Below are 15,157 nucleotides of genomic sequence, written 5' to 3'. Positions count from 1 at the left end.
CCCCCACTCCTTGCGCCACAAAGCCCGTCCTACATGAGCCGCGCGCCGATTCGATCGACGCGATGGAGAACGCCATGACACCGCAAGAACGCCAACTGATTGACGATCTCTTCGACCGGCTCGCCAAGCTGGAGAATGCCCCGCGCGACAACGAGGCCATGTCCGCGATCATGCAGGGCCTGCGTAGCGCGCCGAATGCGGTTTACACGCTGGTGCAGACCGCGCTGGTGCAGGACGAGGCGCTGAAGCGCGCCCACGACCGGATCCAGGAGCTCGAGGCCGCGGTCGGCCAGCAGCAGGGTGCACAGCAGCAGGGCGGCGGCTTCCTCGATTCGATGCGCGATGCGATCTTCGGACAGGGCCAGCAGCAGCCGCACGGCTCGGTGCCGCCGGTGCGCCCGCCGGATGTCGGCGGCAGCCGCCCGGTCTGGAACTCGGGCCAGGCGATGCAGCAGGCGGGCGGCTATGGCCAGCCGCCGCAGCAATACGGCCAACCCCAATACGGCCAACCCTACGGCGGCCAGCAGCCCCCGCCCTTCGGCGGCGGCGCGCCCGGTGGCGGTGGCGGATCATTTCTCGGCACTGCGGCTGCGGCCGCGGCCGGCGTGGTCGGCGGCGGACTGCTGCTCTCCAGCATCCGCGGCATGATGGGTGGCGGCAGCCATCAATCGCTGGCCGACGCCGGTGGCCTCGGCGGTTCGCGTCCCTGGGGCGGCGACCAGTCGTCGAGCAACCTTGCCCGTGACGCCGGGATCAACGATGTCAATTCGTCCGGTCGCGACAGTGATTCCGGCTCGCGCGCCGGCGCGTTCGACCAGGCGCAGGCCGACCGGGACAGTGACGATGATCAAGACGCCGACGACTTCGACGACAACGGCGGCGACGACAACGGCGATTACGCGTAAACGCGATCGCTGAAACGACAACGGCCGCTCCAATCGAGCGGCCGTTTTGGTTTGATCAATCCGTAGCCCGGATGAAGCGCAGCGCAATCCGGGGCAACTCTATCTGCGGTGAAGCCCGTCCCGGATTTCGCTTCGCTGCATCCGGGCTACATAGACTCCATCCGAGCTACATCTCACATCACGACGACCTTGGCGCCAACATTGACGCGGCCATAGAGGTCGATCACGTCCTCGTTGCGCATCCGGATGCAGCCGGACGAGACGTTGGTGCCGATCGTCCAGGGCTCGTTGGAGCCATGGATACGATAGAGCGAGGACCCCAGATACATCGCGCGGGCACCGAGCGGATTCTCCGGGCCGCCTTCCATGTGCCGCGGCAGATCGGGACGGCGCGCCAGCATTTCCGGCGGTGGTGTCCAGGCCGGCCATTCCTTCTTCGCCGAGATCGTCTTGACGCCGGCCCAGGTGAAGCCGGGCCGTCCGACGCCGATGCCGTAGCGCAGCGCGCGGCCGTCGCCCTGCACCAGATAGAGGAACTTGTTCGGCGTATCGACGACGATGGTGCCGGCGCCTTCCTTGCCGCTGTAATCGACCAGCTGCTTTTCATATCTCTGATCGAACGGACGCTGCGTCGGATCGCCGGCCGCCTCTTCCTGCTGGCGGATCATCTGCTGCTGCGGATCCATCGGCGGCAGCCCCTGGCGGTTGCCGTAATAGGCCGGCTGCTGCTGATACATCGGCTCTCGCGAATAACCCTGTGACGACGGCGCATCGCCGAACAGGAATTCGATGAAGCCGCCGCCCATGTTGGAACGTTGCGGCTGCACATAGGCGGTGCGCATCGGCGGCTGCGGTGCGCCCTGGTTGGCGTAGATCACAGTGGGCTCGGGCTGAGCCGACGCGTCGATCGCCATGGCATGATGGGGAACGGCAATAAGCGAAGAAGCGCCGGCGAGCAGCGCAAGCGTGGTTTTCCTGAACATCGACGTACTCTGTACTGGTTTCGTCGTGACGTGTGACGTGGACGGAGCGCACATGCGCCGTTGCACGTGGTCAATAAGCAATGAAAACCGCATCGGTTTGGTAAACGGATCGGCCGTTTCGATTCACCATCTCGACGATGCCGCGCGGTTTTGCCGGACAGCGTTTATTTTGCGTGAACGCCGCGGCGACATGGTTAATCGCCGGTATCGCCGCGGTTGCGCGCGCTCGGCGCAAACTGTTCCCGCGTGAACCTGACGTTAAATCACCTCTCGCTAGAACGGAACGCAGTGAAGGGGCGGGAATGAAATCATGTCAGTGAAGCGTAAGCGTTTTCGTGTCGAGCAGGCCATGGGCGAAGTCGTGATGCCGGAGCCGGAAGTTGCCGGCGGCACCGAGCTCGGTCCGATGCATCGGGAGATCATGGCGGAGCTTCGCTCGATCCGCGCCCAGATGGCCGCGGCACCGGCGCAGCGCACCGGCGACAGCGTCGATGCCGCCGTCGCCCGCGAAGTCGCCGAGACGCATGCATTGCTCGAGACCTACCGCGCGCAGGTCGAACAGTGCGAGAAGCTCAAGGTCGAGCTCGACCTGATCCACGACGCGATCAGCCGCACCAAGCGTGAGATCGCCGTGCTGCACGGCAAGAGCTTCAACGGCGAGGAGATGGCCAAGGTCAATGGCGAGCTCGGCGCCGTGGTCGGCGGCACCGAACAGGCCACCCAGCAGATCCTCGAAGCGGTGGAAGCGATCGACCAGGCCGCGACCGCGCTCGCGAACAACGTCACGCCCGACCAGCAGAAGCGGCTCAGCGAAGATATTCAGGAGCGCGTGGTCTCGATCTTCGAGGCCTGCAACTTCCAGGACCTCACCGGCCAGCGCATCAGCAAGGTGATGCAGACGATGAAGTTCATCGAACAGCACATCAACGAGATGATGAACATCTGGGGCGGCGTCGACGCGATCAAGACCCACGTCCCGCCGATCGTCGACACCCGCGAGGGCGATGCCCGCCTGCTCAACGGCCCGAAGCTCGACGGCGACGCCGGCCATGCCTCGCAGGACGACATCGACGCGATGTTCAACTGAGCGATCGCTGAGGAAGAATACAAAACGCCGGCCTTGAGGGTCGGCGTTTTTGCTTGTCCCGGCGGCCCCTCTTCCCTTCTCCCCTTGTGGGAGAAGGTGGCGCGCAAAGCGCGCCGGATGAGGGGTTGTCACCGCGTGTTCAGACGAGAGTGGGACTCGCGGAGAGAGACCCCTCACCCGGATTGCATCTGGCGATGCAATCCGACCTCTCCCACAAGGGGAGAGGTGCACTGCCGATGCGGCACTATCTCATGCTGAAGGAGCTCGCCGTTACGCCCTCGGGGCGCAGCGGACGTAGACCATGTTGCCGTAGCGGGTGGCGGCGTCCTTGTCGACGAAGCGGGTGATCAAGACCCGGCCGTCGAACGAGATGATCTCGCGGTCCTGCTCGCCGGGCACAGGTCCGGGCGGGCCGATATAGTTCTTGCCGCTCGGGGAACCCTTCAGCCGCAGTTCCTGCGGGGTGGCCTGGTCGGCCAGATGCATGATGACGCCGCCGCTCTGGCCGGCGCCGATCACGTAAGGCTGCTTGCACTGGCCGCGCGCGGCGGCCTCGGTGCGGGCGCGGTCGGCGGGATTCTGGAACGAGGCGAGGCCCCAGCGGCCGACGATCTCGTCGGGGCGGATCGACGCCGGCATTTCCGGGGCTACCCCCGGTTCGACGGGCGCCGGCTCGTGGTTCGACGACAACGACGGCAGGCTCATGCTGCCGCACGCCCCCAAAAGTGTCGTCAGCGCCGAGACAGCCGCGAACCGTGCGACCAATCGCGCGTTGAGTGACCTGATCATATGCATCCCCCGAACTATCTCCCGGCCGCACCCGTCATGCAGCCAAGCGTAAAACTTAAGGCGGAGCAATGACGTCTGACAAAATTACGTCATCGCTACGATTTGGTTTCCGGTCCACCATCCTATATTGGCCTCACCAAGGCCTTAACCCGTTTGCTTGACAGAAACTGCGCCAAGCCATATTTCCCGGCGCACAATTAGCACTCTCGCACCACGATTGCTAAATGCGCCGGGCGTCCTGCCTGGCGCCGACCGGGCCGGCATTCAACGCCGGTCTCGATGAACCGGACCTGAAACCGAGCCTCCAAGAGGGAACGTCATGGCTAAATCCACCTTCCGCCCACTGCATGACCGCGTCGTGGTCAAGCGTATCGATGCCGAGGAGAAGTCCAAGGGCGGCATCATCATTCCGGACTCGGCCAAGGAGAAGCCGTCCCAAGGCGAGATCGTCGCTGTCGGCCCGGGTGGCCGCGACGAGGCCGGCAAGCTGATCCCGATCGACCTCAAGGTCGGCGACCGCGTGCTGTTCGGCAAGTGGTCGGGCACCGAGGTCAAGCTCGACAACCAGGAGCTCCTGATCATGAAGGAGTCCGACATCATGGGCGTGCTGGCGTAAGGCCACGACCAATTCGAGAAACGCGGCGCTCGCTCCGCTGTCATGCCCGGGCTTGACCCGGGCATCCATCACGCTTCGAAAGATGGATCGCCGGGTCAAGCCCGGCGATGACGAGTTCAGGAAGCTGCAGCCGCTCATTCAAAATACTGACAGGAGTTCAAATCAATGGCTGCCAAGGACGTAAAATTCGCCGGAGACGCCCGCGACCGCATGCTGCGCGGTGTCGACGTGCTCGCCAATGCCGTGAAGGTGACGCTCGGCCCGAAGGGCCGCAACGTCGTCATCGAGAAGAGCTTCGGCGCTCCCCGCATCACCAAGGACGGCGTCACCGTCGCCAAGGAGATCGAGCTCGAGGACAAGTTCGAGAACATGGGCGCGCAGATGCTGCGCGAGGTCGCTTCCAAGACCAACGACACCGCCGGTGACGGCACCACCACGGCCACCGTGCTGGCGCAGGCCATCGTCCGCGAGGGCGCCAAGGCGGTCGCCGCCGGCATGAACCCGATGGACCTCAAGCGCGGCATCGACACCGCAGTCGCCGCCGTGATCAAGGACATCGAGAAGCGCGCCAAGCCGGTCGCCTCCTCTTCGGAAGTCGCCCAGGTCGGCACCATCTCGGCCAATGGCGATGCCGCGATCGGCAAGATGATCGCGCAGGCGATGCAGAAGGTCGGCAACGAAGGCGTCATCACTGTCGAGGAGAACAAGTCGCTCGATACCGAAGTCGACATTGTCGAGGGCATGAAGTTCGACCGCGGCTACCTGTCGCCCTACTTCATCACCAACGCCGAGAAGATGACCGCCGAGCTCGAGGATGCCTACATCCTGCTGCACGAGAAGAAGCTGACCGGCCTGCAGTCGATGCTGCCGGTGCTCGAAGCCGTGGTGCAGTCGGGCCGTCCGCTCCTGATCCTCGCCGAGGACGTCGAGGGCGAGGCGCTGGCGACGCTGGTGGTCAACCGCCTGCGCGGCGGGCTCAAGGTCGCCGCCGTCAAGGCGCCGGGCTTCGGCGATCGCCGCAAGGCGATGCTGGAGGACATCGCGATCCTGACCGGCGGTCAGCTGATCTCCGACGACCTCGGCATGAAGCTCGAGAACGTCACGGTCAACATGCTCGGCCGCGCCGGCAAGATCGTGATCGACAAGGAGAACACCACGATCGTCAAGGGCGCCGGCAAGAAGAAGGACATCGACGCCCGCGTTGGCCAGATCAAGGCGCAGATCGAGGAGACCACCTCGGACTACGACCGTGAGAAGCTGCAGGAACGCCTTGCCAAGCTCGCCGGCGGCGTTGCCGTCATCAAGGTCGGCGGCGCGACCGAGGTCGAGGTCAAGGAGAAGAAGGACCGTGTCGAGGACGCGCTGAATGCAACCCGCGCCGCGGTGCAGGAAGGCATCGTGCCGGGCGGCGGCGTCGCGCTGCTGCGCGCCAAGAAGGCGGTCGGCCGTCTCACCAACCCGAATGCCGACGTCCAGGCCGGCATCAACATCGTGCTCAAGGCGCTCGAAGCTCCGGTCCGCCAGATCTCGGAGAACGCCGGTGTCGAGGGCTCGATCGTGGTCGGCAAGATCCTCGAGAACAAGTCGGAGACCTTCGGCTTCGACGCCCAGACCGAAGACTATGTCGATATGGTCGACAAGGGCATCATCGATCCCGCCAAGGTGGTGCGCACTGCGCTGCAGGACGCCTCCTCGGTGGCCGGCCTCTTGGTGACCACCGAAGCCATGGTCGCCGAACTGCCCAAGGACGCGGCGCCGGCGATGCCGGGCGGCGGCGGCATGGGTGGAATGGGCGGCATGGGCGGCTTCTAAGCCCTCGCCGCATCCGCATCGAGATCGAAGGCCGCCTCCGGGCGGCCTTCTTTTTTGCGATCTGATTACAATGGAGCTGTAAGGATCATCTGATGTCCCGCGACGCCAAATCCCTGACGTCAACGCTCGTGCTGTTCTACGCGATCGGCGCGGTGCTCGCGTTGGGCGCCTCTGCCCTGGACAGCACCGATGATCTTGCGGTCGTCCTGACGTTCTGGTTCAAGCAAACAGTGACATTCGTCGTCCTCGCCGCAGCCTACGGCCTCTATTGCGTCGTTGCCGGTTCGATCGGACATCGTCCAAAAGCGCCGCTGCGGTTTCTGGACATATCGTTCCTGGCTGCCGCGGCCACGCTCGGCGTCGGCGTGCTGATGCACAGTTGAGCGATCTTTGAAGCGGCGTCCCATGTTCGCTTTCGCCCGCGACGGGGCCGTGATGCTTGGCACCACCGTCATTGCGAGGAGCGATAGCGACGAAGCAATCCACTTCTCCGCTTGCGGAACCATGGATTGCTTCGCTTCGCTCGCAATGACGTGGATGGAGCTGTGCACGGTGCCCATCGCGCTTCAAGCGACGCAGATGTCAGCCACCGCCACCTTCTGGAACAGATGCGGCGACGCCACAGCCGAGGCCGGATAGGCCGAGAGCTTGGCCCTGAACTCGGGATTGGCGAAGGCGGCCCGGAAGGCCGCGGTCGATTCCCACACCGCGTAGTTCAGATAGGCCGGGCTGTCGCCGAGCGCACGATGCAGTTGAGTCGAGATGAAGCCGGGCTGCCGCTTCATGATGGCGGCGTCGGCCTGCCAGGCTTTCAGAAAGATCTCCTCGTCGGCCGCATCGAGCGTGAAGACGTTGACGAGCACGATGTTGCTGGCATCGATCGCGAGCTGGCGGTCGATCGGGAATGCGGGGTCGAGGGGGCGCATCTGCGGCATGGCTGGCTCCGTTGATTTGGTGCTATGATGTCATTTCGATCGGATGGATACATATATCTTGACATCATGATGTCAATATCAACTTATGGTGACAAATGCCGCAGACCAAGCGAACGCCGGCCGGCGAAGCCCTGAGCAACCTGATTCTCGACCTGTTCAGGCTCAACAGCCTGCTGTTCACCACCGGCGACCGGATGGTGGCGGGACTTGGCCTGACCAGCGCGCGCTGGCAGATCCTCGGCGCCATCGTCACCACTGAGCGCCCGCAACCGGTCGCATGGCTGGCGCGCGACCTCGGCGCTGCCAGACAGAACGTGCAGCGGATCGTCAACGACCTGCAACGGGACGGGCTCGTCACATTCGAGACCAATCCGCATCATCGCCGCGCCCAGCTCGTCGTGCTGACCGAGAAGGGGCAGCAAAGCTTCGACGCGGCGATGCGCCTGCAGCTGCCCTGGGTGAACGGCCTCGCCGACGGGCTGTCGATCAAGGACCTCGAATCCACCAGTCGCGTCGTCAGTACGCTGCGCGGCAGGCTGGAGAGCGGCCAGGAACCCGACGACCGCGCATGACGCGAGCAAGCGTAAGTTCGTCGCAAAACGCATAATCGAAGCGGTGCCGTCTCCGCATTCGTCATGCCCGGGCTTGTCCCGGGCATCCACGCCTTCGTTCCCACGTAAAGAAAAGACGTCGATGGTCGGGACAAGCCCGGCCATGACGGTGCCAAAAAGGTCCGTTCATCTCGTGTGCGATAGCCGGCCGCCGTTAGGCGGCCTTCTTTTTTGGCCAATGAGACGGAGGTTTGCTAGTTACGACGGAACCGATTCTGCCCATCGAGGACTCATCGTATGCGCGCGCTCCCGCTCCTGCTGCTCGGTCTTGCCGTCGTCTCGGCACCTGCCCTCGCCCAGATGAAGCTGCAAACGAAGCCGGCAGCGTCGAATGGCCCCGAGACGCGCTATTTCACTTCGATCGACGGCCTGATGGACGGCAATGCCGACGTCGTGCTGAAGGAAACCCGCCAGGGCAAGACCGTGACCGCGGCCGTGCTCGACGTCTGCTATCCCGCCGACAAGAGCTCGGACCGCAAGGACCGCTTCGTCGCCAACCTGACCGTCAACGGCCAGACGCTGTCCGGCACCACCCAGAGCGTCGCCGACAAGCAGCCGATCACGGTCAAGCTGAACCGCAAGCAGACCGGCGAGAGTTTTGAGTTCCGCGGCCAGATCACGATCGGCCAGACGGTGACCGAGGTCGCCTCGACCGACAATTCCGATCTCAGCGAGAAGGAATTCCAGGACAACCAGGCCACCGAGGACGGCATCACGCCACAGCCGAAGGACTTCACCGACGTCTCGCCGGAATCGATCGGGGTGCGGGTCAAGCTCGATGCGGCGGCCGATTTCCTGAGGGGCCTGAAGGGCGAGGCCGTCGAGATCGGCACCTCCAGCCTCGCGGTGACCTGCGATGCGATGCGCTCCGGCGAGCAGACCATCAACCTCACCGTCGATCCCGAGCACGCCGGCGCGCTGCTCGCCAAGGCGAAATCAGCACCCGGCGTGACGGCGGCCGGCTGGACCAGCGGCGTGGTCGAGATGGACCGCACCATCCGCTTCGCCGCCGCCGACTGGCGTGATGGCGACAAGATCAACAAGGACAAGCTCGCATCCGCGATCGCGGGCGTGCTGGCGAAGACGCTCGCGGCAAAGCCCGCCTCGGCGACCTGGAACGCGAATACCGGCAAGCTCAAGCTGGTGCTGAAGCGGCCAAGCGCGATCTACCCTGCGCTCGGCCTCACCCAGAATTACGAGGTCACCGCCCTCGTCTCGCCCGACAAGCCCGGCAGCTCGGACAGGCTGATGCTGTGGGTCTCGAGCCCGACCGTCTCGACGTCGGACGACAGCGCCGGCGCCAAACTCAGTCTCTCGGACGATTCCGGCAGCGACGAGGAAGGCAGCGAGGCGAAGGACGACAACGGCGCGATCGACGCGCTGGTCAAGGAGCTCAAAGGCCAGCGCTGGGACGCCGACAAGTCGGTGTGGCGCTGAAGCCGGCGCTCTCCTGATTCAGGCCGTCCTGCGCTTCAGCGGCACGACGTTGTCGCGCGCCGCCTCAGGAGTGGGGTCAGGACCGGACTGAAGCATCCCGTCATCTCTGACGAACAGTTCAGAGCGGGGCTCGATCGCAAGGCGCTCGAACAGCGCTTGCAGCTCGGGCCGAAGTCCGTCGCCGCGCAACGCGGCGATCGCATCGAAGTTGCGCATGATGTTCTCCTGTGTGATCGCGAAGTGGTTTCGCGTTCGTGTTGCGCGAGCCACCCGCTTCCCGATTGCGCGGCGACATCCGAGAAGCGGCGCTAAGCGCCATATCGACAAAGCGGAATCTCGTCTGAACGCCGACGCCACGCCCGATCTGGAATCGGGTGGCACGATACCCGTCTCAAGATGCCTAATGCGTTCATCGACACAGGGCCGGTCGCGATACCGGCAACACGCAAATGGAGACGATCCGATGTCAGAGGAAAACAAGAGCATCGTAGGCCGGTGGTTCGAGGGCTTTTGGGGAAACCCATGGAATCCGCGCATCATCGATGAGCTCGCGACACCAGACATTGTCGTGCACTACCCGATGCACGAACCGAAGAAGGGCCGCGCCGCGGTCACGCAATTCATCACCGAGTTTCGTGAAGCGTTTCCGGATCTCAATTTCTGGGGTGTCGGCGATCTCGTCGCGGAAGGTGATCTCGTCGTCGGCCGCTGGGAAGGTGGCGGTACGCACACCGGGCCTGCCTTCAGCGACTTCCGCCTCGGCTCGCTGCCCGCGGCCTCCGGCCGCAAGATGACGTTCGCTGGCACGACCGTACTGCGCGTGCGGGACGGACGGATCGCCGAGGAGCTCGGACAGGAAGATGCGCTGACAGCCATGCTGCAGCTCGGCCTCATTCGCTTGCCTGAACAGAGTGGCTACGCCGGGTAAACCGCGTTTCATCGACAATCGCATCGCGGCTACCCGAACGCACATTCCATGCGTTCGGGTAACGCAAGCGATCGGCTCAGTGAAATTGAAGCGCTCTAATCCGCAGGCTCGCTGGAGGCATTCCAACGTCGCGCCGGCTCCGCATCTCCCGATGCGGTACCGGCGCAACCTCTCCGCAACAATTGTGCATCAAGCCGGAAAGATCAGGCACGTCGTCGTGCCGTGCGCAAGCAGCCGCCCCTTCTCGTCGGTGACCCTGCCCTCCGCGGTGCCGACGCGGCGGCCGCAATTGAGCACATGGCCCTCGGCCCGGATGAGGCCGGTGTCGGGTGTGATCGGCCGCACCAGCGAGATCTTGAATTCGAGCGTGGTCTGGCTCGTTCCGGCATCGAGCGTCGACTGCACCGCAAGGCCCATGCAACTGTCGAGCAGCGTGGCGGTGAGCCCGCCATGCACGGTGCCTGCCGGATTGAGATGCGCATCCGTCGGCAGCAGCGTGACGACGACGCGGCCGTGCTCGGCTTCCGTGACGTCATAGCCGAGCGTCCGCGCGATCGTGTTGAGCGGCAACGCGCCAGAGGCGAGCCCCTGGACGAATGCGAGGCCGCTCATCCTGAGTTTCTGTTCGGCACTGACGGTGCCGTAGCTCTTGGCCATTGCTGATCTCCATTATTGCATCGTGATGTTTGACAGCGGCTTCCGTCGCAGCGACGCGGGCGAGCGGCCGTAGAGCTTTGCGAATGCGGCGTTCATGCGCCTTGCGCTGGAGAAGCCGGCGCGCTGCGCCACCAAAGCGAGCGGGAGATCGCTGCCGTCGATCAGGCGCTTGGCGCGCTGCACGCGCAGCGAGAGCGCGACCTGCAGCGGCGAGGCATCGAGATGCTCGGCGAACAGACGCGACAGATGCCGCGCACCGATGCCGAGCCGATCGGCCAGCGCAGCGACATTGCCGCGGTCGAGGGCGCCCGCTTCGATCAGCGCCAGCGCGCGCTCGACCGTCGTCCTGGTGCCCTTCCATGCCGGACAGAACGGTGCCGCCTCAGGACGGCAGCGCAGGCAGGGCCGGAAGCCGGCGCGCTCGGCCGACGCGGCGCTGCCATAGAACCGCACATTGCGGGCGAGCGGCGTGCGCGCCCGGCACACCGGACGGCAATACACGCCCGTCGTCCGGACCGCGACGAACACGATGCCGTCCCAGGCCGGATCGCGGCGCTGAAAGGCTGCATATTGGGCGGCGAAATCGAGCATGCCATCGCTATAGCGACGCCTATGCGCCGGGACGACCCGCTTTGCGGTGACGACGTCCGGAAACGACCGCTTGGCGTTAGAGGCGCTTGGTCATGAACAGGCTGAGCGGATCGGGCGCGTAGTCGGCGAACGGCGGGCACTCCCGGTAGCCGGCAGCGCGATAGAGCCCGACCGCCTCCGGCTGCCGGATCCCGGTCTCCAGGCTGATGCGCGTGATCTCCCGGCTGCGCGCGGCGTCCTCCAACACTCCGAGCAGGCGGCGGCCGAGCCCGTGTCCGCGCGCATCGGCACGCACGAACATTCGCTTCATCTCGGCATGACCGGGTGCGATGAGGCGGAAGGCGATCGACCCGAGCACCTCGCCATCGCGCCGCGCGACGAGGAAGACCGTATCCGCGTCGGCCAGCGTCTCGACGGGGACGAGGTGATTGCTATCGGGCGGATACAACGCCTGCATGTGGGCGTCCGACAGATCGATCAGCTGCCGCACGTCCGCCTGCCGCGGGTCTTCGGGGGCGATGCTGATGTCAGGCGTGCGCATCTCTGGCCCAATGCGGGGTCGTCGTCGCGATTGTCGGCCGCCCTCACCGCCCCGTCAATTTGCGGGGCCTGCGACCAAAAGACTTCGTGCTGCCGCAGTTCGGTCACCGAAAATTAAGGCTCGATTTAGTTTCGAGGATCATCCTTTGCGTCACCGAACACGGGTCACGCCATGCAAGACCGCGAGCCGATCAGTCTTGGGAGCATCTGGCCAACGGATGTGACGGAGGGTCATTCGCCGGCGCAGACGGCGGACCTCTGGGACGTCTCAGGCGAGAACCACGACGCCACCCTGCTGCTGCGGGAGCCGTTTGCCGACCGCATCGGCACCGCACTGCTGGCAGCCACCGCCCTGGCCGCAAGCTTCGTGCTGGGATGGACCGGCGGCGCCAACTGGCACGATTTTGCGGCTCCCGCGCCAGTCCCGATGGCTCAGAAGGAAGCGCCGGTGCCGCATGTTGCCGAGGCGCCACCGAGCCGAAAGAGCGAGAGCCCGCGCCGGACCGCATCCAACGCCGACCCCGTCGTCACTGGCAGCATTCCCAAGAACACCCCTGCCGGCCCGCGCTCGCTCGCTCTCGGCGCCGCGCCCACCACCCTGAACGCGCAGGCCGCCGCGCTCGGAACGAAGCAGCCCGCGGGAGCAGCGGCGGAGACCCGGCCGAGCACGATTCCCGGCTGGTCGGTGGTTGAAGTCCGCGACGGCACCGCCGTGCTCGAGGGACCGGAGGGCGTCAAGATGGCCGCACGCGGCGACGTCGTCCCAGGCCTCGGACGGGTCGATTCCATCGTGCGCTGGGGCAATCGCTGGATCGTTGCCACCGCAAGCGGATTGGTCGCGACGCCCTGAGCCCGCGCGATGCGCGTCAGTTGCTGTTGATCACGAAACGCAGCTGCCTGCTTCCGATGAACGTGACCTGATCCCCCTGCCGCCGCCAGCTCGTCGTGTCGCCGAGCGCGGCGAGCAGATCCTTGTCGGCCTGCGCCCGGTCCGGCGCGCAGCTGCGGTTCTCCATCGCGCCGGGGACGAACACAATGGTGTTGCCGGCAACCGAGAACTGGCCCCTGCCGCCGTCGCACCACAGCTCGAGGATCACCTCGCCATTGTCGCCGACCTCGATCGAGGGAATCCGCTTGGAGCCCGGCATGCGCGCGGCATCGAGCGTCATCACGAAGCCGAACGGGAATTCTTCCTGGGCCTGTACCGGCCCCGCGCCAAGCGCCGCTGCAACGACCACCAACGCGGCCATGCCGCCGTTCAGAATCCGCTTCATCGAGATCATGCCATTCCCAGGGTCGCTTTTGCCGCCCTTGTATGGGACGAGGCTGCGATTGGCCAGAATGGCGGCGCGAGAAAAAGTGCTTGAAAAACAAAATCCCCGCGGGCTCTCCCCCGCGGGGATCTTGGTTTGGGCGACGCCTCGCCTCGTTATTTCAGAACCATCGCCGTGAACGGGTAGACATAGGCCTGCAGGGTCACGAACAGGCCGACCAGGCACGCCAGCACGATCGAGTGCAGGAACACGTAGCGCAGGATCGATCCTTCGTGGCCGTACCAGTTGGTCGCGGTGGAGGCGACAACGATCGATTGCGCGTCGATCATCTTGCCCATCACGCCGCCCGAGGAGTTCGCCGCCGCCATCAGGATCGGCGACAGGCCGAGCTGCTCGGAGGTGATCTTCTGCAGATTGCCGAACAGCACGTTCGAGGCGGTATCCGATCCGGTCAGCGCCACGCCGAGCCAGCCGAGCAAGGTGCCGAAGAAGGGATAGAGCACGCCGGTCGCCGCGAAGGCGAGGCCGAGGGTGGCGTCGACGCCGGACAGCCGGGTCAAGGTGCCGATCGCCAGCATCGCCGAGATCGTGATCAGCGAGATCGCGCAGAGGCGGATGGTGCGGCCATACTCGGCAATCAGCTTGGCAGGCGAGAAGCCCATCAAGAGACCCGAGATGATCGCGGCGATCAGCATGCCGGTGCCGGTGAACGACAAATAGGTGAAGCTGAACACGGCGCCTTCGGGCGTCGGCTTGGCGGCCACTGGCGGCACCTTGAAGATCAGCTTGTCGAGCTCGGGCACCGCATAGTTCCAGGTGAAGTTGGCGTTCGCCCAGGTCTTGAAGGCGCCATTGCCCCAGATCAGCATCAGCACGCAGACGATGATCCACGGCAGCAGCGCGCTCCACAATTCGCCCTGGGTCAGCGGTGTCTTGTCGAGCGGCGGTGCAGCCGCCATCGTTGCCGCCGATTCATCGCGGCCGCGCAGCGCGGGCGACAGCCACAGCTGCCGCGGCTGCCAGACCTTGAGGAACAGGATCAGCGCGCCCATCGAGATCAGCGAGGCGCCGATGTCGACGATCCAGGGGTTGATATAGTTCGAGATCACGAATTGCGGGACCGCAAACGACACGCCGGTGACCAGGATCGCCGGCCAGATCTCCTTCATGCCGCGCCAGCCCGCGAACGCCCATACCACCCAGAACGGCACGATCAGCGAGAACAGCGGAAGCTGCCGGCCGACCATGGCGCCGAGGATGTAGGGATCGAGCCCGGTGACCGAGGCGAGGCCCTGGATCGGCGTGCCGAGCGCGCCGTAGGCGACCGGTGCCGTGTTGGCGATCAGCGACAGGCCGGAGGCTGCGAGCGGCGAGAAGCCGAGCCCGATCAGCACCGCGCCGGTGATGGCGACCGGCGTGCCGAAGCCCGAGGCGCCCTCGAAGAAGGCGCCGAACGAGAACGCGATCAGGAGCAACTGCAGGCGGCGATCCTCGGTGACACCGCCGACCGCGCGCTTGAGCAGCTCGAACTTCCCGCACCTTACCGTGACCTGGTAGAGGAAGATGACGTTGAGCACGATCCAGCCGATCGGAAAGAACCCGGTGACGATGCCGAGGATCGATGCGCGGATCGACATGCCGGCCGGCATCGTGAACACGAAGATCGTGATCAGGTTGGTCACGATCACGGCGACGATGGCAGCGATATGTGCCTTCACCTTGCCGCTGGCGATCAGCACCAGCAGCGTGACCACGGGAATGGCGGCCGCCAGCGTCGACAGCCCGGCATTCCCCAGCGGATTGTAGATTTGATTCCAGGTGCTCATCTCGGGGTCCTTCCCACGTTCTTATGCAGCGCCCCGGCCTCGGTGCAGGCAGGCGCGCCGGTGCGATTGCGGGAGTCCGTCGGAAGAATTGCAGCCCCGGCTCGCGAATGAACGATCGGTAAGGATCGCTCACATCCTCGCGAAAAATCGAAGGTCCCCCGCCCCT

At 65.1% G+C, this 15,157-nt stretch carries 18 protein-coding genes; 9 read left to right on the top strand and 9 right to left on the bottom strand.

Annotated elements, in window-relative coordinates:
- Nucleotides 1–74: 74 nt before the first annotated feature.
- Complete coding sequence (locus ACOIX3_RS06530) at nucleotides 75–905, top strand: DUF2076 domain-containing protein (RefSeq protein ID WP_420968963.1); 831 nt, start codon at nucleotides 75–77, stop codon at nucleotides 903–905.
- Nucleotides 906–1,078: 173 nt separating this feature from the next.
- Here the strand turns inward: ACOIX3_RS06530 and ACOIX3_RS06525 are convergent, their stop codons facing one another.
- Nucleotides 1,079–1,888, bottom strand: a complete 810-nt coding sequence (locus ACOIX3_RS06525) for a L,D-transpeptidase family protein (protein WP_420968962.1) — start codon at nucleotides 1,886–1,888, stop codon at nucleotides 1,079–1,081.
- 310 nt (nucleotides 1,889–2,198) lie between these two features.
- Here ACOIX3_RS06525 and ACOIX3_RS06520 point away from each other — a divergent pair, with 310 nt between their 5' ends.
- Nucleotides 2,199–2,975, top strand: coding sequence for a protein phosphatase CheZ (locus ACOIX3_RS06520; RefSeq protein WP_420968961.1), 777 nt, complete (start codon nucleotides 2,199–2,201; stop codon nucleotides 2,973–2,975).
- Between the two features lie 270 nt (nucleotides 2,976–3,245).
- Here ACOIX3_RS06520 and ACOIX3_RS06515 read toward each other — a convergent pair whose 3' ends face one another.
- The gene (locus ACOIX3_RS06515; RefSeq protein WP_420968960.1) at nucleotides 3,246–3,764 is read right to left on the bottom strand and encodes a hypothetical protein; all 519 of its coding nucleotides are present in this window, start codon (nucleotides 3,762–3,764) and stop codon (nucleotides 3,246–3,248) included.
- Nucleotides 3,765–4,083: 319 nt separating this feature from the next.
- Here ACOIX3_RS06515 and ACOIX3_RS06510 point away from each other — a divergent pair, with 319 nt between their 5' ends.
- From ACOIX3_RS06510 to ACOIX3_RS06500, 3 genes are all read left to right on the top strand, one after another.
- Nucleotides 4,084–4,380, top strand: a complete 297-nt coding sequence (locus ACOIX3_RS06510) for a co-chaperone GroES (RefSeq protein ID WP_018269780.1) — start codon at nucleotides 4,084–4,086, stop codon at nucleotides 4,378–4,380.
- Nucleotides 4,381–4,545: 165 nt separating this feature from the next.
- Entirely contained in the window at nucleotides 4,546–6,192 is a 1,647-nt protein-coding gene (gene groL, locus ACOIX3_RS06505; RefSeq protein ID WP_342724339.1) for a chaperonin GroEL, read from the top strand.
- A gap of 92 nt (nucleotides 6,193–6,284) precedes the next feature.
- Complete coding sequence (locus tag ACOIX3_RS06500; protein ID WP_420968959.1) at nucleotides 6,285–6,575, top strand: hypothetical protein; 291 nt, start codon at nucleotides 6,285–6,287, stop codon at nucleotides 6,573–6,575.
- A gap of 183 nt (nucleotides 6,576–6,758) precedes the next feature.
- Here ACOIX3_RS06500 and ACOIX3_RS06495 read toward each other — a convergent pair whose 3' ends face one another.
- Entirely contained in the window at nucleotides 6,759–7,127 is a 369-nt protein-coding gene (locus tag ACOIX3_RS06495; RefSeq protein WP_420968958.1) for an antibiotic biosynthesis monooxygenase family protein, read from the bottom strand.
- 95 nt (nucleotides 7,128–7,222) lie between these two features.
- Between ACOIX3_RS06495 and ACOIX3_RS06490 the strand changes: the two genes are divergently transcribed.
- Both ACOIX3_RS06490 and ACOIX3_RS06485 read left to right on the top strand, forming a co-directional pair.
- Entirely contained in the window at nucleotides 7,223–7,699 is a 477-nt protein-coding gene (locus ACOIX3_RS06490; RefSeq protein ID WP_420968957.1) for a MarR family winged helix-turn-helix transcriptional regulator, read from the top strand.
- A 276-nt stretch (nucleotides 7,700–7,975) separates the two neighbouring features.
- The gene (locus ACOIX3_RS06485) at nucleotides 7,976–9,175 is read left to right on the top strand and encodes a hypothetical protein (protein ID WP_420968956.1); all 1,200 of its coding nucleotides are present in this window, start codon (nucleotides 7,976–7,978) and stop codon (nucleotides 9,173–9,175) included.
- A gap of 18 nt (nucleotides 9,176–9,193) precedes the next feature.
- Here ACOIX3_RS06485 and ACOIX3_RS06480 read toward each other — a convergent pair whose 3' ends face one another.
- Complete coding sequence (locus tag ACOIX3_RS06480; RefSeq protein ID WP_420968955.1) at nucleotides 9,194–9,391, bottom strand: hypothetical protein; 198 nt, start codon at nucleotides 9,389–9,391, stop codon at nucleotides 9,194–9,196.
- Between ACOIX3_RS06480 and ACOIX3_RS06475 the strand changes: the two genes are divergently transcribed.
- Entirely contained in the window at nucleotides 9,390–10,103 is a 714-nt protein-coding gene (locus ACOIX3_RS06475; RefSeq protein WP_420968954.1) for an ester cyclase, read from the top strand. The genes ACOIX3_RS06480 and ACOIX3_RS06475 overlap by 2 nt on opposite strands.
- A gap of 189 nt (nucleotides 10,104–10,292) precedes the next feature.
- Here ACOIX3_RS06475 and ACOIX3_RS06470 read toward each other — a convergent pair whose 3' ends face one another.
- From ACOIX3_RS06470 to ACOIX3_RS06460, 3 genes are all read right to left on the bottom strand, one after another.
- Nucleotides 10,293–10,760, bottom strand: coding sequence for a PaaI family thioesterase (locus ACOIX3_RS06470; RefSeq protein WP_420968953.1), 468 nt, complete (start codon nucleotides 10,758–10,760; stop codon nucleotides 10,293–10,295).
- A 12-nt stretch (nucleotides 10,761–10,772) separates the two neighbouring features.
- The gene (locus ACOIX3_RS06465; RefSeq protein ID WP_420968952.1) at nucleotides 10,773–11,351 is read right to left on the bottom strand and encodes a bifunctional transcriptional activator/DNA repair enzyme AdaA; all 579 of its coding nucleotides are present in this window, start codon (nucleotides 11,349–11,351) and stop codon (nucleotides 10,773–10,775) included.
- 76 nt (nucleotides 11,352–11,427) lie between these two features.
- A complete protein-coding gene (locus ACOIX3_RS06460; RefSeq protein WP_420968951.1) occupies nucleotides 11,428–11,892 on the bottom strand; it encodes a GNAT family N-acetyltransferase in 465 nt (154 codons plus the stop codon).
- Nucleotides 11,893–12,111: 219 nt separating this feature from the next.
- On the opposite strand from ACOIX3_RS06460, the gene ACOIX3_RS06455 reads away from it, so the two are divergent.
- Entirely contained in the window at nucleotides 12,112–12,741 is a 630-nt protein-coding gene (locus ACOIX3_RS06455; protein WP_420968950.1) for a hypothetical protein, read from the top strand.
- A 16-nt stretch (nucleotides 12,742–12,757) separates the two neighbouring features.
- Here ACOIX3_RS06455 and ACOIX3_RS06450 read toward each other — a convergent pair whose 3' ends face one another.
- Together ACOIX3_RS06450 and ACOIX3_RS06445 are read right to left on the bottom strand one after the other, a co-directional pair.
- On the bottom strand, nucleotides 12,758–13,174 hold the full coding sequence (locus ACOIX3_RS06450) for an META domain-containing protein (RefSeq protein WP_420968949.1): 417 nt from the start codon (nucleotides 13,172–13,174) through the stop codon (nucleotides 12,758–12,760).
- A 146-nt stretch (nucleotides 13,175–13,320) separates the two neighbouring features.
- On the bottom strand, nucleotides 13,321–14,991 hold the full coding sequence (locus ACOIX3_RS06445) for an L-lactate permease (RefSeq protein ID WP_420968948.1): 1,671 nt from the start codon (nucleotides 14,989–14,991) through the stop codon (nucleotides 13,321–13,323).
- Nucleotides 14,992–15,157 lie beyond the last annotated feature (166 nt).

Source organism: Bradyrhizobium sp. B120 (genome assembly GCF_049075665.1).
Lineage (GTDB): Bacteria > Pseudomonadota > Alphaproteobacteria > Rhizobiales > Xanthobacteraceae > Bradyrhizobium.
Note: the sequence above shows the minus strand (reverse complement) of the source record. Positions and strands in the feature narration are given on the sequence as shown.